This is a genomic window from Variovorax sucrosi, from assembly GCF_051216635.1.
Classification (GTDB): Bacteria; Pseudomonadota; Gammaproteobacteria; order Burkholderiales; family Burkholderiaceae_C; genus Variovorax.
On sequence record NZ_JBPJZU010000001.1, the window covers coordinates 576,643 to 595,897 of the forward strand.

General features: G+C 67.4%; 24 protein-coding genes. 11 read left to right on the plus strand and 13 right to left on the minus strand.

What is annotated here, in order from left to right:
- The first annotated feature begins 23 nt into the window (after positions 1 to 23).
- From ACSFBE_RS02675 to ACSFBE_RS02690, 4 genes are all read left to right on the plus strand, one after another.
- Entirely contained in the window at positions 24 to 905 is an 882-nt protein-coding gene (locus ACSFBE_RS02675; protein WP_435488806.1) for an EamA family transporter, read from the plus strand.
- Positions 906 to 918: 13 nt separating this feature from the next.
- Positions 919 to 1,791 (plus strand): DUF429 domain-containing protein, encoded by an 873-nt coding sequence (locus tag ACSFBE_RS02680; protein WP_435488807.1) that lies wholly within the window; start codon positions 919 to 921, stop codon positions 1,789 to 1,791.
- A 72-nt stretch (positions 1,792 to 1,863) separates the two neighbouring features.
- Positions 1,864 to 2,061, plus strand: coding sequence for a CsbD family protein (locus ACSFBE_RS02685; protein WP_435488808.1), 198 nt, complete (start codon positions 1,864 to 1,866; stop codon positions 2,059 to 2,061).
- A gap of 65 nt (positions 2,062 to 2,126) precedes the next feature.
- On the plus strand, positions 2,127 to 2,570 hold the full coding sequence (locus ACSFBE_RS02690; protein WP_435488809.1) for a BON domain-containing protein: 444 nt from the start codon (positions 2,127 to 2,129) through the stop codon (positions 2,568 to 2,570).
- 93 nt (positions 2,571 to 2,663) lie between these two features.
- Here ACSFBE_RS02690 and ACSFBE_RS02695 read toward each other — a convergent pair whose 3' ends face one another.
- The 3 genes from ACSFBE_RS02695 to ACSFBE_RS02705 all read right to left on the minus strand — a co-directional run bounded on the left by ACSFBE_RS02695 (position 2,664) and on the right by ACSFBE_RS02705 (position 5,478).
- Positions 2,664 to 3,218, minus strand: coding sequence for a ferritin-like domain-containing protein (locus ACSFBE_RS02695; protein WP_435488810.1), 555 nt, complete (start codon positions 3,216 to 3,218; stop codon positions 2,664 to 2,666).
- Between the two features lie 381 nt (positions 3,219 to 3,599).
- Complete coding sequence (locus ACSFBE_RS02700; RefSeq protein WP_435488811.1) at positions 3,600 to 3,974, minus strand: hypothetical protein; 375 nt, start codon at positions 3,972 to 3,974, stop codon at positions 3,600 to 3,602.
- Between the two features lie 160 nt (positions 3,975 to 4,134).
- Positions 4,135 to 5,478, minus strand: a complete 1,344-nt coding sequence (locus ACSFBE_RS02705) for a CHASE3 domain-containing protein (RefSeq protein WP_435488903.1) — start codon at positions 5,476 to 5,478, stop codon at positions 4,135 to 4,137.
- 131 nt (positions 5,479 to 5,609) lie between these two features.
- On the opposite strand from ACSFBE_RS02705, the gene ACSFBE_RS02710 reads away from it, so the two are divergent.
- Entirely contained in the window at positions 5,610 to 6,242 is a 633-nt protein-coding gene (locus tag ACSFBE_RS02710; RefSeq protein WP_435488812.1) for a response regulator, read from the plus strand.
- An 80-nt stretch (positions 6,243 to 6,322) separates the two neighbouring features.
- Here the strand turns inward: ACSFBE_RS02710 and ACSFBE_RS02715 are convergent, their stop codons facing one another.
- Positions 6,323 to 6,736 (minus strand): response regulator, encoded by a 414-nt coding sequence (locus ACSFBE_RS02715; RefSeq protein WP_435488813.1) that lies wholly within the window; start codon positions 6,734 to 6,736, stop codon positions 6,323 to 6,325.
- A 369-nt stretch (positions 6,737 to 7,105) separates the two neighbouring features.
- Between ACSFBE_RS02715 and ACSFBE_RS02720 the strand changes: the two genes are divergently transcribed.
- Positions 7,106 to 9,100, plus strand: a complete 1,995-nt coding sequence (locus ACSFBE_RS02720) for an AsmA family protein (protein ID WP_435488904.1) — start codon at positions 7,106 to 7,108, stop codon at positions 9,098 to 9,100.
- A 29-nt stretch (positions 9,101 to 9,129) separates the two neighbouring features.
- On the opposite strand, the gene ACSFBE_RS02725 is transcribed toward ACSFBE_RS02720, so the two are convergent.
- From ACSFBE_RS02725 to gpmA, 3 genes are all read right to left on the minus strand, one after another.
- Positions 9,130 to 9,891 (minus strand): HesA/MoeB/ThiF family protein, encoded by a 762-nt coding sequence (locus tag ACSFBE_RS02725; RefSeq protein WP_435488814.1) that lies wholly within the window; start codon positions 9,889 to 9,891, stop codon positions 9,130 to 9,132.
- Between the two features lie 13 nt (positions 9,892 to 9,904).
- Positions 9,905 to 11,347 (minus strand): S41 family peptidase, encoded by a 1,443-nt coding sequence (locus ACSFBE_RS02730; RefSeq protein WP_435488815.1) that lies wholly within the window; start codon positions 11,345 to 11,347, stop codon positions 9,905 to 9,907.
- 76 nt (positions 11,348 to 11,423) lie between these two features.
- On the minus strand, positions 11,424 to 12,167 hold the full coding sequence (gene gpmA / locus ACSFBE_RS02735; protein ID WP_435488816.1) for a 2,3-diphosphoglycerate-dependent phosphoglycerate mutase: 744 nt from the start codon (positions 12,165 to 12,167) through the stop codon (positions 11,424 to 11,426).
- Positions 12,168 to 12,262: 95 nt separating this feature from the next.
- On the opposite strand from gpmA, the gene ACSFBE_RS02740 reads away from it, so the two are divergent.
- The 4 genes from ACSFBE_RS02740 (at position 12,263) to ACSFBE_RS02755 (ending at position 14,592) form a co-directional block, all read left to right on the plus strand.
- Complete coding sequence (locus ACSFBE_RS02740; protein WP_435488817.1) at positions 12,263 to 12,670, plus strand: rhodanese-like domain-containing protein; 408 nt, start codon at positions 12,263 to 12,265, stop codon at positions 12,668 to 12,670.
- Positions 12,671 to 12,703: 33 nt separating this feature from the next.
- Positions 12,704 to 12,964, plus strand: a complete 261-nt coding sequence (gene grxC, locus ACSFBE_RS02745; RefSeq protein WP_435488818.1) for a glutaredoxin 3 — start codon at positions 12,704 to 12,706, stop codon at positions 12,962 to 12,964.
- A gap of 101 nt (positions 12,965 to 13,065) precedes the next feature.
- The gene (gene secB, locus ACSFBE_RS02750; protein WP_435488819.1) at positions 13,066 to 13,524 is read left to right on the plus strand and encodes a protein-export chaperone SecB; all 459 of its coding nucleotides are present in this window, start codon (positions 13,066 to 13,068) and stop codon (positions 13,522 to 13,524) included.
- A 24-nt stretch (positions 13,525 to 13,548) separates the two neighbouring features.
- Entirely contained in the window at positions 13,549 to 14,592 is a 1,044-nt protein-coding gene (locus ACSFBE_RS02755) for an NAD(P)H-dependent glycerol-3-phosphate dehydrogenase (protein ID WP_435488820.1), read from the plus strand.
- Between the two features lie 23 nt (positions 14,593 to 14,615).
- Here the strand turns inward: ACSFBE_RS02755 and ACSFBE_RS02760 are convergent, their stop codons facing one another.
- From ACSFBE_RS02760 to ACSFBE_RS02785, 6 genes are all read right to left on the minus strand, one after another.
- Positions 14,616 to 14,978 (minus strand): 6-carboxytetrahydropterin synthase, encoded by a 363-nt coding sequence (locus tag ACSFBE_RS02760; protein WP_435488821.1) that lies wholly within the window; start codon positions 14,976 to 14,978, stop codon positions 14,616 to 14,618.
- A gap of 19 nt (positions 14,979 to 14,997) precedes the next feature.
- On the minus strand, positions 14,998 to 15,636 hold the full coding sequence (gene queE, locus ACSFBE_RS02765; protein WP_435488822.1) for a 7-carboxy-7-deazaguanine synthase: 639 nt from the start codon (positions 15,634 to 15,636) through the stop codon (positions 14,998 to 15,000).
- On the minus strand, positions 15,633 to 16,481 hold the full coding sequence (gene panC / locus ACSFBE_RS02770) for a pantoate--beta-alanine ligase (RefSeq protein ID WP_435488823.1): 849 nt from the start codon (positions 16,479 to 16,481) through the stop codon (positions 15,633 to 15,635). The genes queE and panC overlap by 4 nt, the downstream gene beginning before the upstream one ends.
- A 12-nt stretch (positions 16,482 to 16,493) precedes the next feature.
- Positions 16,494 to 17,384 (minus strand): 3-methyl-2-oxobutanoate hydroxymethyltransferase, encoded by an 891-nt coding sequence (gene panB / locus ACSFBE_RS02775; protein WP_435488824.1) that lies wholly within the window; start codon positions 17,382 to 17,384, stop codon positions 16,494 to 16,496.
- Positions 17,385 to 17,663: 279 nt separating this feature from the next.
- The gene (locus tag ACSFBE_RS02780) at positions 17,664 to 18,461 is read right to left on the minus strand and encodes a segregation and condensation protein A (RefSeq protein ID WP_435488905.1); all 798 of its coding nucleotides are present in this window, start codon (positions 18,459 to 18,461) and stop codon (positions 17,664 to 17,666) included.
- A 48-nt stretch (positions 18,462 to 18,509) separates the two neighbouring features.
- A complete protein-coding gene (locus ACSFBE_RS02785; RefSeq protein WP_435488825.1) occupies positions 18,510 to 18,716 on the minus strand; it encodes a DUF3460 family protein in 207 nt (68 codons plus the stop codon).
- A 38-nt stretch (positions 18,717 to 18,754) separates the two neighbouring features.
- Between ACSFBE_RS02785 and ACSFBE_RS02790 the strand changes: the two genes are divergently transcribed.
- A complete protein-coding gene (locus ACSFBE_RS02790; protein WP_435488826.1) occupies positions 18,755 to 19,255 on the plus strand; it encodes an outer membrane protein assembly factor BamE in 501 nt (166 codons plus the stop codon).

Below are 19,255 nucleotides of genomic sequence, written 5' to 3' on the forward strand. Positions count from 1 at the left end.
CGCCGCGCCTCGGTTTCGGCGGCGTGCCTCTTTCCGCTTTCGCGCTGATCCTGCTCGCCGGGATCATTCACGCGAGCTGGAACATCGCGGCCAAGAAGGCCAACGGCGACGCCCGCTTCGCCTTCCAGAGCGGCGTGCTGATGATGGTGGTCTGGGCACCGGTGGGCCTGTGGCTCGGCTGGCGCGTGGTGCCGCAGTGGGGCCGCACCGAATGGGCCTTCGTCGTGCTGAGCGGTGTGCTGCACGTCGTGTACTACGTGACGCTGCTGCGCGGCTACCGCAAGTCAGACCTGACGGTGGTCTATCCGCTGGCGCGTGGTTCGGGGCCGCTCCTGTCGTCGCTGGTGGCCATCCTGTTCCTGGGCGAGCGCATCAGCGCCACGGGGCTCGCGGGCATCCTCGGGGTCGTGGTCGGCGTGTTCCTGGTGGCCGGCGGGCCCGGGCTGTGGCGCGGCACGCACGACGCCGCGCAGCGCGCCCGCATCCACAAAGGCATCCGCTACGGCGTGCTGACCGGGGCCTTCATCGCCGCCTACACGCTGGTCGACAGCTACGCGGTGAAGTTCCTGGCGATGTCACCGATCCTGGTCGACTACTTCGGCAACTTCGTGCGCATCGCGCTGCTGCTGCCGGCGGCACTGCGCGACCGGCCGGCCACCGCACGCCTCTGGCGCGCGCAATGGAAGTACGCGCTGCTGGTGGCGTTCATCAGCCCGGTCTCGTACGTGCTGGTGCTTTATGCGGTACAGCAGGCGCCCATCTCGCATGTCGCGCCGGCGCGCGAGGTCTCGATGTTGTTTGCAGCGCTCATCGGCGGCCACCTGCTGCAGGAGGGCGACCGGCTGCTGCGGCTCGCCGGTGCGGCCTTCATCGCCGCCGGCGTGATCGCATTGGCGCTCGGCTGAGGGAGACCGCCGCATGACGCTGCTGCTGGGATGCGATTTCTCCAGCGCCCCCACCGCACGCAAGCCGATCGTCGTCGCACTCGGCCATCAGCGCGCCGGTCGCGTCACGCTGGCACGCGTGCTGCCATTCGCGACGCTCGATGGCTGGGGCCAATGGTTGGCCGACACGCCCGAATGGCTCGGTGGCTTCGACTTTCCCTTCGGCCTGCCGCGCGAACTGGTGCTGCAGCTCGGCTGGCCCGCCACCTGGCCGGAGTGCATGGCGCACTACGCCGGCCTGAGCCGCGCCGAGATCCGCAGCGCTTTCGCGGCCTTCTGCGATGCGCGCCCGGTGGGCGGCAAGTTCGCGCATCGGCAGACCGATGGGCCTGCCGGCTCGAGCCCCTCGATGAAGTGGGTGAACCCGCCGGTGGCCTTCATGCTGCACGCCGGCGTGCCGCGGCTGCTGGCGGCGGGCGCTTCGCTGCCGACGGTGCAGTTCGGCCCGCTGGACGCCGCGCGGATCGCGCTGGAGGCCTACCCGGGGCTGCTGGCCCGCGAGCTGATCGGCCGTCGCAGCTACAAGAGCGACGACAGGGCGCGGCAGGACACCGCGCGCTGGGTCGCTCGCAGCGATCTGCTGTCCAGGCTGGAGCGCGGCGAGACGCGCCTCGGTCTGCGGCTGGCGCTGACCCATGCGCAGCGGGACCAGTTGCTGGCCGACGCCCGCGGCGACGCGCTGGACGCCGTTCTGTGCCTGGTGCAGGCGGCCTGGAGCCACGCGCGCCGAGACAGCCCTGGGCCGGGCTACGGCCTGCCCGCTGGTCTCGACGCGCTCGAGGGCTGGATTGCGACGGCCGAGTCTGTCGCTGTCCTACAGCCGCTCGCGCCCCGCACCCCGCTGTGAAGCGTCGAGGCCCACTCTAGATTGGCTCAGGCGGTTCGGTCGAACCGTTGAAACCAACGCAAGGAGTTCGAGATGAACAAGGATCAAGTCGAAGGCCGCATCGATCAAGCCAAGGGCAAGGTGAAGGAAGTTGCGGGCCGCGCCACGGGCAACGAGTCGCTCGAAGCCAAGGGCATGGCCGAGAAGACCGGCGGCAAGGTGCAGAGCACCTACGGCGACACCAAGGAAAAGGCCAAGGACGCCATCAAGTCGGGCGCCGACAAGCTGTGAGCGAACGCGCAGGCGTCGCCCCCGGTGCGCTTCGCTGGGCGTCGGTCGGCGTGATGTCCGCGGCGTTGGCCCTCGCGGCCTGCGGCGAGCGCAACGACGGCCGAACGGCCGGCGAAAAGGTCGATGCCGCCATCGCGAAGACCCAGGATGTCGCCGGCCGCGCCGCCGACAAGGCGCAGGGGCTGGCCGAAGTCGCGCGCGACAAGGTGGTGGCCGCAGAGCCTGCCATTCGGGACGGCGCAGCGGCTGCCGGGCAGGCGGCTCGCGAGGCCGGCGTTGCCGTCACGAAAACGGCCGACGACATGGCCATCAGCGCGGCGGTGTCGAAGGATCTGGCAAAAGATCCCGAACTGAGCGCAGCGCGCATCGATGTCGACACCCACGGCGGTGCGGTGAAACTGCAGGGTCCCGCGCCGAGTGCCACCGCGAAGACCCGGGCCGGCGACATCGCCAAGGCGGTGAAGGGTGTCCAGCGTGTCGACAACGCGCTCGAGGTCAAGCCGATGTGATCGGTGCAATCGATGCGAGGTGCGCCCACGCGGTGCCGCAACGACAAAGCCCGGCATGGCCGGGCTTTGTCGTTGGGCGTTCGGACGTCCGACTCAGTGGGCGAGCCAATCCTTCAGTTCGTCGGCATGCTCTTCCTCGTCGGCCAGGATGTCTTCCAGCATCCGCCGCGTCGTCGGGTCCTTGTCGCCGATGAGGACGATCATCTGGCGGTAGGTCTCGACGGCGATGCGTTCGGCGATCAGGTTTGCGCGCACCATCGCCTGCAGGTCTTCCGATTCGTCGTAGTCCGCATGGCTGCGTTGCAGCAGGGTGGCGGGCGAGAAGTCCGGGTCGCCGCCCAGTTGGACGATGCGCTCGGCGATCCGGTCCGCATGGGCGGCTTCCTCGTTCGCATGCACCAGGAACTCGTCGGCAATGGCCGGCGACGACACGCCGTTGGCGGTGAAGTAGTGGCGCTTGTAGCGCAGCACACACACGAGTTCGGTGGCAAGTGCGTCGTTCAGCAGCTTCACCACGTCGTCGCGCCAGGCGCCATAGCTGGGCGTGACGGCACCGTCGTCCAGGCTGTTGCGCGCTGCGTCGATGGCGCCTTCGTCCAGCGTGAGCCGTGCGCTGGGAGAGGACGTCGCGGGTTGTACGTTGTTCATCGTGGATCCTTTCGTGGGGTCTTGTGGTCGTGCGCCGCGAGCCTGGTCACCCAGTCGGCGATGAGTTTCACCGGATGTGCCGCCGCCGCGTACCGCGCAAATGCCGGGTGCGCCAACAGCGCGGCCACGTGGGCCGGATAGTGTCGCCACCAGCGCCGGCCGACGCTACGTGCGCACTCTTCTCTTCCCAAGGAAACGGTGCCGCCGGCGAACGCCGCGTGGCAACAGAAGGCGTGGCGATGCGCCCGGCGGGGCGATCAGCCCGCTGCCCGCCTGCTTCGTCGCGAAGCGCCCGACGGGATGCGTCCAGACGTCGGCGAAGCGGCTCCCTGTCGATCGGCATGGTGGCGTTCGACAGGGGCGCGGCAGTCAGGCGGTGGCTCAGTAGTCGTCGCGGGGGCCGCGGCGGCTGGCCAGCACGATCAGCGCCGTGATGGCGGCGCCGGCCGCCGCAGCGAGCAGCACCGAGCGCATCGGCTGGTCGGCAATGTACTTGCCGGTCACGTCGGCGGCCTGCTCGAGGCGGCGCTGCGCGCGTGCGCTGGTGGTCGAGGCGGCATCGAGACCGCGCTGCACGGCCTGCTGCACGCGTGCGGCGATCTGCTCGACGGTGGGCTCGGCTTCGCGGCGCAGGTCACGCACCTTTTCACCCGCGGCGTTCACCGCGTTCTGCGCATAGGCGCGGGTCGATTCGATGGCCTCGTTCGCCGTGCGGCTGGCGTCGTCCGCGAGTTGCGATGCTGTCTTGGTGTTCATGGAAGTTCCTTTCTGAGGATGATTTGATGTGCAAGGCCTGTCCATCCTACGACGTTGCGGTCCCACGCAGCGCGGCTGGAGAAGCGGCTGGTGACAACCTTAACGCCCCGGCCTCTGGGGCCTGTCAGCAGCCGCGGGTGGGCTTCGTAGGAGAGGAACGTCAGCGGATCTCACGCACCGCAGCCACCGGCAATGCACCCACCGGCAACATGATCGTCACCCGCGTGCCCTTGCCCGGGGCCGAGCTCACCGTCAACTTGCCCTGCGCGGCCTCGACACGGTGGCGCATGCCGGCGAGGCCGTGCGTGGCGGGCCGCAGGCGCTGCGGATCGAAGCCCTTGCCGTCGTCGGCCACCTCCACGGTCACATGGGTGCCGTAGTCCTTCATGACGATGGTGGCTTCGGTGGCTTCGGCGTATTTTCCGATGTTCGTGAGGCTCTCCTGCACCATCCGGTAGATGGTCAGTTGCCGCGGTTCGTCGAGCACGACCGGCTCCAGGGCCATCTCGATCTGCACGCCCGAGCGGTCGGCGAACTCCCGGCCCAGGATCTCGAGCGAGGCCACCACGCCGAGGTTCGACAGCGACGAAGGACGCAGGTCCTCGATGATTCGGCGCTTCAGCGCGATGCCGCTGTTGAGCAGTTCGGTCAGGTGCTGGAGCCGCTGGATGGCATCGGGCGAATCGGCCAGGCGCGATTTCAGGCGTGCCACGTCGAGCTTCGCTGCAGTCAGAAGCGAGCCCAGCTCGTCGTGCAGTTCGCGCGCCAGGTAGCCGCGTTCGCTTTCGCGCACGTCCTGCAGGTGGGTCGCGAGTTCCGCCAGGCTGGCGGTTCGTTCCTGCACTTCGTTTTCGAGCGCGTTGCGTTCACGCTGCAGCGCTTCCTGCTGGCGCTCGCCGATGGAACGCAGCATATGGGTCTGCCGCAGATACAGGTAGAACGCGACCAGGGCCACGATGGCGATCAGCGCGATGCCCGCGCGTGCAAGGCGAAGCGAGGTGGCGATCTGCGCCTGGCCCTCGCGCAAGGCGTTGTCGCTGCGGTGGATCAGCGCATTGGCTTGCGTGCGGATCGCCTCCATCTCCTCCCGGCCGACGTCGGTGGTGATGACGAACTTCCAGGCGTCTTCGTTGCCGTCCTTGCGCAGGCGCACGCTCATGTCCATCTCGGCCATCTTGCGGCCGACGTGGGTCGCGAGCTCGCTCAGCCGGGCGTTTTCGGTCGGACGGCGCGCATACAGGGTGCGCAGCAAGCCCAGGTGGCCGTCGACCTGCCGAACCGCCTGGTCATAGGGTTCGCGATAGCGGGCTTCGCCGGTCAACAGATAACCGCGCTGACCCGTTTCGGCATCGACGACGTTCAAGAGGAGCTTGCTGAGTGCTTCCCGAACGCTTTGGGCCTCCCGCACTTCGACGAGTGCCTGGTGCGACTGCCGGAAGCCCACCTCGTTGATGCCGACGAGCAACAGCGCGGCCAGCGTGGCGAGCGCGAGACTCAAGGCCATCTTCGGGAAAGCTAACCAGCGCATGAGGTCTCCGCAAGACGCCTGACAGTCAAATTCGTGAATAATCGATGCCGTTCAGGGGTCAGCATATTTGCGACGGTCGAACGCGCAGACAACAAAGAAGGTAACAGATGATCAAGATCGGAATTGTGGATGACCACGCCATCGTGCGCTCCGGCTTGCGCCAGTTTTTCTCGGAACATGTGGACCTGCGTGTCGTCGGCGAAGCCGGAACGGGGCGAGAAGCCATCGAGCTCGTTCGAACGACCGAACTCGATGTGCTGGTGATGGACCTGTCGATGCCCGGCCAGAGTGGCATCGACGCGCTCGCCATGATTCGCGCCAAGGCGCCGGATGTGGGCATCCTCATCCTGAGCGGCTATCCCGAAGAGCACTACGCCATGAACCTGATCCGCCAGGGCGCGAGCGGCTATCTGAACAAGGAGTGCGACCCGATGGAGATCGTGAACGCCATTCGCACGATTTCGCTGGGCCGCCGCTACATCACCCCTGCCGTCGCCGAACTGCTGGCGCGCCAGCTCGACCGCAAGGACGACGCGGCGCCGCACGAGCAGCTGTCGGAGCGTGAGTTCCAGGTCTTCCTGAAGCTGGCCAAGGGCGAGACGGCAGGCGACATCGCCAAGACCCTGTCGCTGTCGGTAAAGACGGTGAGCACGTACCGCACGCGCCTGATGGAGAAGATGAACCTCTCATCCAACAGCGACCTCACGTACTACGCGCTGAAGAACAAGCTCATCGACTGATCGGGCGCGGCCGGCGAACTGCCGGCCTGCGCAGCAAGGCGCGCGCTGTCCTGCGCGTCGGCGCTCGCCCAGCGTAATGCTCAGCGGGCGCCGTGGGTGCTGCTCTTGGGCTGCCGTGCCGCGGCCTGGGCAATGCAGAAGTCGATCAGCGCATCGATCTCGTTGGACTTGTCGAACACCGCATCCACGCCCAGCTCGGCGCAGCGCTTGCGGATGTCGGGCGTGGCGTAATTGCTCAGCACGATCACCTTCTGGTGCGGCTGACGGGTGGCGCATTCTTGCAGCACGCCGAGCCCGCTTCCCTGCTTGAGGAACAGGTCCACAATGGCCAGCTCCCAATCGTCACGATGGGCATCGAGCCACTGGCGCGCTTCACTCTCGGCTTCGGCATAGCCGATGGTCTCGATGCAGGTGAGTTCCTCCAACGTGCCGACGAGGTTCTCGCGGATCGTGAGGTTGTCTTCGACGATATAGGTTCTCAATCTTGTTTCCATGCCGACGAATTGGCGCGCCTGCGTACCGTCCGCTGTGCGAGTGAAAAGCATAGAACGCCATCCTAACGACCCTGCAGGACGGTTCTGCAAGGCGGCACGGTTTGGGCCTGTAGGCCAATTCTCACTCCATTTCAAGACCGTCAACCGTAGGCAATTGCCCACACCTCCAGACGGGCGAGGCCGACCGGCGCCGTCACAGGCGGCGCATAGGCTTTCGATGGGCGGTAGCTTGCTTCCCCGAAGGGAGGCGAAGTGAGAGGGAGGGCGTGCGCGGTGCTCTCGGCACCCCGTCTCTGATGCCGCTCTGGTGGCCGACATACTCAAAAAAAAGGGACAGCCATGCAGAACCAATCCTCCGGCACCCCGCGCATGCGGCGCTGGGCAGCGATCGTGGGCATCGGCCTCGCGACATTCCTTCTCCTGCTGGTGCTGGTGGTCCTCCTGTTTCCATGGGACACGCTGCGGGGACCGGTGAACCGCTACGTGAGCGAAAAGACCGGCCGCACGTTCGAAATCACGCGGCGGCTCGATGTGGACCTCGGCTGGCGCGGCGCGACCGTCAAGCTCGATGGCATCGAGTTCGCCAATCCGGCCTGGGCGCGCGACCCCTATCTGGTGAAGGCCGAGCGCGCCGAGTTCGAGCTTCGCCTCTGGCCGTTGCTGCGGCGCGAGGTGGTGATCCCGCGGCTGTCGCTGGTGTCGCCCACTGTGGGCCTGCAGATGGAAAAAGATGGCCGCCGCACCTGGGCGATGGGCCAGGACACCTCGGACGAGGGCACGGTGCCGACCATCGGCCTGATCCAGGTGGATCGCGGCAGCATCGGCTTTCTGGCGACGCATCTCGGCATCGATCTCCATGCCGACGTCGATTTCGACAGCAGCCGTGGCGAGATGCCGCTGGACTACCGCATCAAAGGCACCTATCAGCGGCAGCCGTTGACGGCGCAAGGACGCACCGGCAACGTGCTGCAACTGACCGAGACGGGCCAGCCGCCGTTTCCGCTGGAGATCAACGCCGCTGCCGGGCAGACCCAGCTCAAAGCCAAGGGCACGGTGTCGGCGTTGAGTGGACTCGACGGCGTCGAGGCCACCTTCGACATGCGCGGCCAGAGCCTCGGCGACCTCTACCGGCTGCTGGGCATTGCGCTGCCCGAGACCTCGCCCTATGCCCTCCGCGGCCAGCTCGGCAAGCATGGCACCGTGTGGACGGTGAAGGGCATGAAAGGCAAGCTCGGGCTGTCGGACATCGGCGGGGACATGCAGTTCGACCAGGGCCAGAAGGTTCCGCGCCTGGCCGGAACGCTGCGTTCTGCGGTGATGGACATGGACGACCTCGGCCCGCTGATCGGCCTGCCGCCGACCGAGCGCTCGGCCAAGGCGGTGGAAGGCGTGGCGCCGCCGGCGTCGGTGGAACAGGTGAGGCGCGCCACGCGGGCCGGTGACAAGGTGCTGCCGACCGCCACGCTGGACTTCCAGCGTTTGCGCGCGATGAACGCCGATGTCCGCTACGTCGCCGACCGCATCCGGAATGTGCGCGAGGTACCGCTCGACAAAGGCAGCGTGCATGTGAAACTGCAGGACGGCGTGCTGACGCTCGACCCGCTGGATCTCGGCGTGGCGTCGGGCAAGCTGGTGGGCGCGATCCGCATCGACGCGACCCAGACGCCCGCGGATATCCGCGCGTCGCTGGAGATCCGGGCCGTGCAGCTCAATCGGTTGATCCCCAAGGTCGAGACCCTGCGCACCAGCTTCGGCCGGCTCGATGGCCGCATCAACCTGTCGGGCCGCGGCAACTCGGTGGCCACTTGGCTCGGCGGCGCTTCGGGCGACGTGAGCGCCATCACCGGCCGCGGCCAGTTCAGCAACCTCCTGCTGGAGTTCATGGGGCTGGACGGGGCCGAGATCGTGAAGTTCCTGCTGCGCGGCGACAACAACGTGACCCTGCGCTGCGCCGCCGTCGCCTTCGACGTCAACAAGGGCGTGATGGCCGGGCGGAGCCTGGTGTTCGACACCGCCGACACGGTCTTCCATGCCGAGGGTCAGGCCAACCTGGCGAACGAGACGCTCGACTTCGTGGTGCGACAGGAACCCAAGGACATGAGCATCCTGTCGCTGCGCACGCCGCTGGTCATCGGCGGCACCTTCGGCTCGCCCTCGGGTGGCGTCAAGGCCGGCCCGCTCGCGGCACGCGCCCTGGCGGCATTGGCGCTGGGCGCCATCAACCCGTTGCTGGCGCTCGCCGCCACCATCGAGACCGGGCCCGGCGTGGATGCGGACTGCCAGGAGGTGCTTCGGCAGGCGCGTCAGCCGGTCTCGAAGGCCGCGGTGGACGGCGCCGCCAAGGGCAAGACAGCGAAGCAGTAGAAAGCGGCGGCGGGCGGGCGCCTCAGGCTTCAGGCCGCCAACGGTCGGTGGCCGCACACCGGGCAGCCGGGGTCGCGCGCCAAGCGCACGGTGTCGAACGCTGTGGCGCGGCCATCGAACATCAGGAGCCGGCCCGCCATGGAGGGCCCGATGCCCGCCAACAGCTTCAGGGCTTCGCTCGCCTGCAGGGTGCCGATGGTTCCGACCACCGGTCCGAAGGCGCCCAGCACGGCACAGCGCGTTTCCTCGAAATCGGCATCGGGCGGGAACACGCAGGCATAGCAGGGCGACGCCGCATCGCGCGTGTCGTAGACGCTCAGTTGCCCATCGAAGCGGATTGCGGCGCCGGCCACCAGCGGCTTGGCGAGGGTTACGCACACGCGGTTCACTGCGTGGCGGGTCGCGAAGTTGTCGCTGCAGTCGATCACCACGTCGGCCCGCGCCACCCACTCGGCCAGTCCGGCCGCGTCGGCGCGCAGCGCGTGCGTTTCGATCGTGATGCCTGGGTTGATCGCACGCATGGCCTCGGCGGCGGAGGCCACTTTGGGTTGGCCCACGCGCGCCGTGGTGTGCGCGATCTGGCGCTGGAGATTGGTCAGGTCGACATGATCGTCGTCGACCAGCGTGATGTGGCCGACACCGGCGGCCGCGAGGTAGAGGCAGACCGGCGAGCCCAGCCCGCCGGCGCCGATCACCAGCGCATGCCCGGCATCGACGCGCGCCTGGCCGTCGATGCCGTATTCCTCCAGCAGGACATGGCGCGAATGGCGCAACAGTGCGTCGTCGTCCACGCGCCTGGACTCCTCAGTTGTCCTTCTTCTCGTCCTTGTTCTCGACGATGACCTGCGTCTTGCTGACCAGCACCGGCGCGCCCTTCAGGCGGTTCAGCGCCTGGACCAGCGGGAAGTCCTTGTCGGTGCCGAATTCGGGCACCTTGCGGTCCTGCGGCGGCTTCTTGGCTTCTTCCTCGAGGCGCTTGCGGGCTTCGTCGCGGGCCTTCTCGCGCTCCGGGTCCTTCGTCTCGGGCCCCTGGCCGCTGGCCAGGTGCTTCTCGAGGTCGGCCTCGCGCATGCGCAGGGCAGCGAAGGGGCTGCCCTCGATGCTTTCGTCGATCAGCACGTTGGGCACGATGCCCTTGGCCTGGATCGACGCGCCGCTTGGCGTGTAGTAGCGCGCGGTCGTGATCTTCAGGCCGGTGTCGGGGCCGAGCGGGCGCACCGTCTGGACCGAGCCCTTGCCGAAAGTCTGGCTGCCCATCACGGTGGCGCGCTTGTGGTCCTGCAGGGCGCCGGCCACGATCTCGCTGGCCGAAGCCGAGCCTTCGTTGACCAGCACCACCAGCGGCACCGTCTTGAGGGCCGCCGGCAGACCGCGCAACGGGTCGCTGCCGGCACGGCGCTGGTAGAACTCCGGCGCCGCCTTGTAGACCGACTTGCTCTCGGCCAGCTGGCCGTCGGTGGACACCACCGTCACGTTCTCGGGCAGGAAGGCCGCCGAGATGGCGACCGCCGCGTCGAGCAGGCCGCCCGGGTCGTTGCGCAGGTCGAGCACCAGGCCCTTGAGGTTGGGTTCCTGCTTGTAGATCTCTTCGACCTTCTTGACGAAGTCGTCGACCGTGCGTTCCTGGAACTGCGACAGGCGGATCCAGCCGTAGCCCGGCTCCATGACCTTGCCGCGCACCGATTGAGTGCGGATCTCTTCGCGGGTGATCGTCACCGGGAAGGTGCGGTTCTCGTCCTTGCGGAAGATCGTCAGCAGCACCTTGGTGTTGGCTTCACCGCGCATGCGCTTGACTGCGTCGTTGAGCGACAGGCCGCGCACCGCCGTGTCGTCGATCTTGGTGATCAGGTCGTTGGGCTTGAGGCCGGCGCGGAAGGCCGGCGAGCCTTCGATCGGCGACACCACCTTCACCAGGCCGTCTTCCTGCGAGATCTCGATGCCGACGCCGACGAAGCGTCCGGTCGTGCCTTCGCGGAATTCCTTGAAGGACTTCTTGTCGAAATACTGCGAGTGCGGATCGAGCCCGGCCACCATGCCGGAAATCGCGTCGGAGATGAGCTTCTTCTCGTCGACGGTTTCGACGTAATCGCTCTTCACCATGCCGAAGACCGCCGCGAGCTGCTGCAGTTCTTCGAGGGGAAGGGGGGCCAAGGAGCCGCGCGCCACCGTCTGCAGCGAAACGGTGGTCAGCACGCCGGCGACGGCGCCGGCTGCAACCCAGCCGGTGATTTTGAGTTTCTGGCCCATGGGGGATGTCCTAGTCGGGGGTCGAGGCAATATAGCTAGCTTTGAAGCAATTCGCTTGCCGGGGTTCCTTGCGCGATCAACCTTTTCCCTGGGCGGCCACGGCGGCCGCGGCTTTTTCGGCCGCGGCGGCGTCGCCCAGGTAGTAATGGCGCAGCGGCTTGAGCTCGTCGTCGAGTTCGTAGACCAGCGGAATGCCGTTCGGAATGTTCAGGCCGACGATGTCGCTGTCGGAGACGCCGTCGAGGTACTTGACCAGCGCGCGGATCGAGTTGCCGTGCGCTGCGACCACCAGGCGGCGCCCGCTGCGGATGGCCGGTGCCATCGATTCGTTCCAGAACGGTAGCACGCGGGCCACCGTGTCCTTCAGGCACTCGGTCAGAGGGATCTGCTCGGGCGACAGCTTGGCGTAGCGAAGGTCCGAGCGCTCGCTGCGCGGGTCGGTCGCCTCCAGCGGCGGCGGCGGCGTGTCGTAGCTGCGGCGCCAGACCAGCACCTGCTCGTCGCCGTACTTCTTCGCGGTCTCGGCCTTGTTGAGGCCCTGCAGGCCGCCGTAGTGGCGCTCGTTCAGGCGCCACGAATGCACCACCGGCAGCCAGGTGCGGTCGAGTTCGTCGAGCGTGTGCCACAGCGTGCGGGTGGCGCGCTTGAGCACGCTGGTGTAGGCCACGTCGAAGTCGTAGCCCTCGGCCTTGAGCAGCCGGCCGGCCTGCTTGGCCTGCTCGATACCGGTCTCGGTCAGGTCGACGTCGGTCCAGCCGGTGAAGCGGTTCTCGAGATTCCAGGTCGATTCGCCGTGGCGGATCAGTACCAGTTTGTGCATGGGAAAAGGCCTTTGAGCGGGGGGGTGGAGGGGGAGGGCAGGCGACTGCCGGATGCGCCATTCTAAAATCTGCGGTTTGCCATTCAAGGAACACCGTGAAATTCATCGTCGACAACTGGATGCTGATCCTGATTGCGGTCAGCTCGGGCAGCATGCTCGCCTGGCCGCTGATTCGCGGCACGGGTGGCGGGTCGCTCACGGCGCAGGGTGCGGTGCAATTGATCAATCGTGAACGCGCCGTGATGATCGACGTGCGCGATGCCGCGGAATACGCCGCCGGCCACGCCACCGGCGCCCGCAACGTGCCGCTCGACCAGCTCGAACAGAAGCTGCCCGGCACGGTCAAGAACAAGTCGCTGCCGGTGCTGCTGATGTGTGCTTCGGGTGCCCGCGCCCAGCGCGCGCTGGCGACGGCCAAAAAACTCGGCTACGAGCAGGCCCAAGTCGTGGGCGGCGGGCTGAAATCATGGAAAGACGCTAACCTGCCCATTGAAAAGGCCTGAGCATTCCGCCGGGCCACCGGATTGGAAGTGACCATGCAAGTCGTCAAGATGTACACGACCGCCGTCTGCCCCTACTGCATTCGCGCGAAACAAATTCTCAAGAGCAAGGGTGTCGATCAGATCGAGGAGATCCGCATCGACACCGACGCGCAGGCCCGCGCCGTCATGATGGAAACCACCCAGCGCCGTACGGTGCCGCAGATCTTCATCGGCGACACGCATGTCGGAGGCTGCGACGACCTGATCGCGCTCGACGGCCGCGGCGGCCTGGTTCCGCTGCTGCAGGCGGCCTGAAGGGCTGTCATTCGCAAGGGCGATAATCGTCCATTCATCCTCTCAGCCCGCGACGGAACACCTTCCGGGCGGGCGTTGTCTTGATCCCCGAAAGTTCAGCCATGGCCGACACCCAAGATCCCGTGTTCCAGATTCAGCGCGTCTACCTGAAAGACCTGTCGCTCGAGCAGCCCAATTCGCCGGGCATCCTGCTGGAACAGGAACAGCCCACCGTCGACATCCAGCTCGGCGTCGATGCCCAGCCCGTGACCGACGGCATCTATGAAGTCACCGTGTCGGCCACCGTGCAGACCAAGGTGCAGGACCGCACCGTGTTCCTGGTCGAAGCCAAGCAGGCCGGCATCTTCGAGATCCGCAATCTGCCGGAAGACCAGATGGGCCCGATCCTCGGCATCGCCTGCCCGCAGATCGTCTACCCCTACCTGCGCGGCAACGTGGCCGACGTGATCCAGCGCGGCGGCTTCCCGCCGGTGCACCTGGCCGAGATCAACTTCCAGGCCATGTTCGAGCAGCAGCAGGCGGCAGCCGCCGGCCAGCCCTCGCCCATCCTCACGCAGTAAGCGGGCATCACGCCGCCAACGCCGATGAAGATCTGCGTTCATGGCGCCGGTGCCTGGGGCACGGCCGTGGCTGTCAATGCCGCCGCTCGGCACGAGGTCACGCTTTGGGCGCGCGACGCTGGCCAGGCCGATGCGATGTCGAAGGCGCGCGAAAACACCCGCTACCTGCCAGGGTCGGCGCTGCCGGCATCGCTCGACGTGCGTGCGGGCGACATCCGGCAGGCACAGGCCGGCGCTGACCTTGTCATCGTGGCCACGCCCATGGCCGCCCTGCGCGAACAGCTCATCGCACTGCGCGGCAACACCGCGCCGGTGGCGTGGCTGTGCAAGGGCATCGAGCCTGCGCGCGACACCTCCCCCGCATCCTTCGGCCTGCTCGCCCACGAAATATGGGCGCAGGTCGCGCCTGACTTGAGGGCCGGCGTGCTCAGCGGCCCCAGCTTTGCACAGGAGGTCGCCGAAGGGCGCCCAACCGCGCTGGTGGCCGCCAGCCCGCACGCGGCCGTGCGCGACGCGTTGGTCGATGCCTTCCACGGAGCGGCGCTGCGCGTCTATGCCAACGACGACATCGTGGGCGTGGAAGTCGGCGGCGCGGTCAAGAATGTGCTCGCCATCGCCACTGGTCTGTGCGACGGCCTCGCGCTGGGGCTCAATGCCCGCGCGGCGCTCATCACGCGCGGCCTGGCCGAAATGACACGCTTCGGCCTCGTGCTTGGTGCCCGGGCCGAGACCTTCATGGGCCTTTCGGGGCTGGGCGACCTCGTGCTCACCGCCACCGGCGACCTGTCGCGCAACCGCAAGGTCGGCCTGCTGCTGGCCCAGGGCCGTACGCTGGCGCAGGCGGTCGAATCGCTTGGCCACGTGGCCGAAGGCGTGTACTGCGCGCGCGCCGTGGTGCAGCGCGCCCGTGGCCTGGGGATCGAGATGCCCATCGCCGAAGGCGTGGTGGCGCTGCTCGACGGCCGTGTGAGCCCCCAGGACGCCGTCGCCGCACTCACCGGCCGCGACCCGGTGCCGGAATCGGTCCGGCCGGGTGCTGCCCCCGCCTTCGAGGCTGCGCGAGAGTGAAGGCCGCCTGCCCCTACCCCAGCCTAGAACTCCATCGTGCAGCTGTCGCCCAGCGCCTCGCGCCAGACGCGCACCCGCGCGAGCGAAGCGTGGAATTCCGGCAGCGCATCGGCAATGAACAGGCAGAGGTTCTCGAGCGTGGGCGGATGCAGCCCCGCCACGTCGTCGAGCAGGTGATGGTCCAGCAGCTCGCGCACCTCGTCCAGCCGGCGCCGCAGCAGCCCCAGGTCGATCACCATGCCCGTCACGGGATCGCGCTGGCCCGCGATCCAGACTTCGGCGTGGTAGGTGTGGCCGTGGATACGGCGGCTGCCTGCGACCTCGATGTCGCGCTTGAGCGTGTGCGCGGCATCGAAGAAAAAGCGTTGGCTGATGGTGAATCGCATCTGAAAAGTTTCTCCGCGCTCAGCGGATGCCGGTGATCTTGTGGGTCTGCACGCTGAGGCGCCAGGCCGGCTGGCGCATGCATTCGGCAATGCACAGTTCGGTATTGGCCACGCGGTCGGGGCCGTCCATGGGTTGCAGGAAACGGTGCGTGAACTCGCCGGTGCGTGCCATGGTGTCGAGGTCGAATTCGGTCTGCGGCCACACCAGCTTCAGCTCCTGCCCGCGCTGCTGCACCCACGGCGCGCCGGCCTTGGGGCTGATGCAGAGCCAGTCGATGCCTTCGGGCGCCCGGACGGTGCCGTTGCTCTCCACGGCGATGCGAAAGCGCCGCGCATGCAACGCATCGACCAGCGCGGCATCCACCTGAAGCAGCGGCTCGCCGCCGGTGAGCACCACCAGCCGGTGCTCGGCGTCGTTCGCCGGCCACTGCGCGGCGACGATGTCGGCGAGCTGGTCGGCGTCCTTGAACTTGCCGCCCAGCGTGCCGTCGGTGCCCACGAAATCGGTGTCGCAGAAACGGCAGACAGCCGTGGCGCGATCGGCTTCGCGGCCGGTCCAGAGGTTGCAGCCCGCAAAGCGGCAGAACACGGCCGGCATGCCCGCCTGGCCGCCTTCGCCTTGCAGGGTGTAGAAGATTTCCTTGACGCTGTAGGTCATGAAGCGGGGGTGTCGATTTCCAGGTTGTCGATCAGCCGTGTGCTGCCCAGGCGCGCCGCGGCCAGCGCCACGAGCGGTTCGTCCGATAGATCGGAAGTGGGCGCCTGCAGGTCGGTGCGGCGCCGCAGCACAAGATAGTCCGGTTGCCAGCCGCGCTGCGTCAGCGTCTGCATGGCCCGCGCTTCGATCGCGGCCAGGTCGCGCTCGCCCGCGTGCATGGCCGAGGCCATCGCCTTCAGTGCCTGCGACAGCTGCACGGCCTCGGCGCGTTCACTCTCGCTCAGGTAGCCGTTGCGCGACGACAGCGCCAGCCCGTCGCCGGCGCGGAAGGTCTCGCCGCCCACGATCTCGATCGGCAGCGCGAACTGCCGCACCATGTGGCGGATCATCATCAACTGCTGGTAGTCCTTCTTGCCGAACACGGCCACGCGCGGCTGCACGCAGCTGAAGAGCTTCATCACCACGGTGCACACGCCGACGAAGAAGCCGGGCCGGAATTGGCCTTCGAGGATGTCGGCCAGCGCCGGGTCGGGGTGCACCTTGCAGGTCTGCGGCTCGGGGTAGAGGGCTTTTTCGTCGGGTGCGAACAGCACGTCGCAGCCGGCCGCACGCAGCTTCTCGCAGTCGCTGTCCCAGGTGCGCGGGTACGTGTCGAAGTCTTCGTGCGGCAGGAACTGCAGGCGGTTGACGAAGATGCTCGCCACCGTCACGTCGCCCAGCGGCTTGGCCTGCCTGATCAGCGCAAGGTGGCCGTCGTGCAGGTTGCCCATGGTGGGGACGAAGGCGGGGTGCTTGAAAGCGGCCAGATGGCTGCGCAGTTCGGCGATGGTGTGTGCGATGTACATGGTCTCTGTTCCTTACCAGGCGTGCAGTTGATCGTCGGGGAAGCTGCCGTCCTTCACGGCCTGCACGTAGGCCTTGAGGGCGGGCAGTACGCCCGGTGCGTCGGCCATGAAGTTGCGCACGAACTTCGGCATCTTTCCGAGGTTGATGCCCAGCATGTCGTGCAACACCAGCACCTGGCCGGCGGTGCCCTTGCCCGCGCCGATGCCGATGGTGGCGCAGTGCTTCAGTTCATTCGTGAGTTCGGCGGCCACCGCGGCCGGCACCATCTCGAGCACCAGCATCGCGGCGCCGGCGTCCTGCAGTGCATGGGCGTGCTGCTTCAACAGTGCGCCGGCATCGCCCCTGCCCTGCACGCGGTAGCCGCCCAGCGCATGCACGGTCTGCGGCGTCAGGCCGAGGTGGGCGCAGACCGGGATGCCGCGCTCGACCAGGAAGCGCACCGTCTCGGTGGTCCAGCCGCCGCCTTCGAGCTTGACCATGTGGGCACCGGCCTGCATCAGCACGCTGGCGCTGGCGAGCGCCTGCTCGCGCGATGCCTGGTAGCTGCCGAAGGGCAGGTCGGCGATCAACCAGGCCGTGCCCTGCACGCGGCGCAGGCCGCGCGACACGCTGTCGGTGTGATAGCGCATGGTGTCCAGGCTCACGCCCACGGTGCTGTTCAGGCCCTGGCAGACCATGCCGAGCGAATCACCGACCAGCAGGCAGTCGATGCCCGCCGCATCGGCCATGGCGGCGAAGGTGGCGTCGTAGGCAGTGAGCATCGCGATCTTCTCGCCGCGCGCGTGCATGTCGGCCAGGCGCGGCAGGCTCACGGGCTTGCGCGACGCGGGCGTCGAGGCGGGTGGCAGCGTGCCGTAGGGCGAGGCCGGCGGTGTCTCCGGCCAGGGATGTGTGTTCGACATGGTTGGCTTTCTTCCTGCGGGCGTTGGTGGCCGGGCATCCTCGGATAAAGAGAATGAAAACGGGCGGGTCGTTGACGCGGCTGTCGTCCCATGGCAGGTCGGCGCTGCCGTGCACCGGTGCTTGGGCGAAATGGCAGGTTCGGCATCAGGGACACAACGCCTTCAATCCTGCATCACTTCGTAGAACGCCGGGGGCCGGATTTGCGGGCCACGGGCGTTGCCTCCGAGGGGGGCCGGTCGACGAAGCGGCACGAAGTGCGCGAAGACGGAGGACGCGCCTTATACAGGCGAATACGCCAGCCGCACGTAGATCGGCGCGAAGGCCTCGGCCTGCGTGATCTCGACCAGCGTTTCCTTGCCCAGCTCGAGCAGCGCGATGAAGGTGACGATCAGCACCGGCACGCCGCGGCTCACGTCGAACAGCTTCTCGAACTCGACGAACTGCCGCCCTTGCAGGTGGCGCAGCACGATGCTCATGTGCTCGCGCACGCTGAGCTCTTCGCGCGAGATCTTGTGGTGCTGCACGAGCTTGGCGCGCTTCATGATATCGGCCCAGGCATCGCGCAGGTCGACCACGTTCATCTCGGGGAAGCGCGGCTTGAGCGACTGCTCGATGGTGACCTGCGCCTTCCAGAAGTCCCGGCCGTAGGTCGGCATGGCGTTGATCGACGCGGCCTGCAGCTTGGTCTGCTCGTACTCGAGCAGGCGGCGCACCAGCTCGGCGCGCGGGTCCTCGGCTTCCTCGCCTTCCGCCGTCTTTTTGGGCGGCAGCAGCATGCGCGACTTGATCTCGATCAGCATCGCCGCCATCAGCAGGTACTCGGCCGCGAGTTCGAGGTTGGTTCGGCGCACCTGGTCGACGTAGGTCAGGTACTGGCGCGTCAGCCCCGCCATCGGGATGTCGAGGATGTTGAAGTTCTGCTTGCGGATCAGGTACAGCAGCAGGTCGAGCGGTCCCTCGAAGGCCTCGAGAAAGACCTGCAGCGCCTCGGGCGGGATGTACAGGTCGTTGGGCAGCGCGAACAGCGGCTCCCCGTAGAGCCGGGCCAGCGCCACCTGGTCGACCACCTCGGGCATGGCGGCGATCGGCGGGGCGTTGTCGTCCTGCGCGGCGGCAGCCCGCACTTACTTGACTTTGTTCTGGTAGACGTACGGCTGCTGCGGCACGCGGGCCTGGCCGTATTCGTCGAGCTGGCTGCGATCGAGCTTCTTGTCCCACAGCAGGGCGCGGCCGGCGCGCTGTTCCGCCTCGAGCGAGGGCTTCTTCCGCTTCAGCTCGTCGATGAACTGCGTGGCTTCGGAGGTGTAGTGGGGGCGGTTGAAGATGGACATAGACTGGACCTTTGCGGCTGATTTTACCGGGGACGGACATGACACAGGGAAACTGGCGAAAGGCGATCACCATGGGCATGCTGGCGACACTGCTGGCCCTCGCGGGCTGCGACAACCAGGCCATCAAGGAACTGGAGGAGGGCGTCTCCACCGAAGCCGACGTCGTCGCGCGCTTCGGCCAGCCGGAAAACGTCTGGGATGCGGCAGATGGCCGGGTCTTCGAATACAACCGCCAGCCTGCCGGCCAGAAGAACTACATGATCACCATCGGCCCGGACGGCAAGATGCGCGCGCTGCGCCAGGTGCTCACGCCCGAGAACTTCGCCAAGGTGCAGCCCGGCATGTCGATGGAAGCGCTGCGCAAGATGCTCGGCAAACCCGCCAAGGTCACGCCGTATCCGCTCAAGCGCGAGACCGAATGGGACTGGCGCTGGGTCCAGCCGCCGAATTCGCCGATGGTGTTCACCGCCGTGCTGAACGAGGACCTGCGCGTGCTGCGCAGCGGCTCGTCGCCGGATCGGAGCACCGAAGCGCCCTGA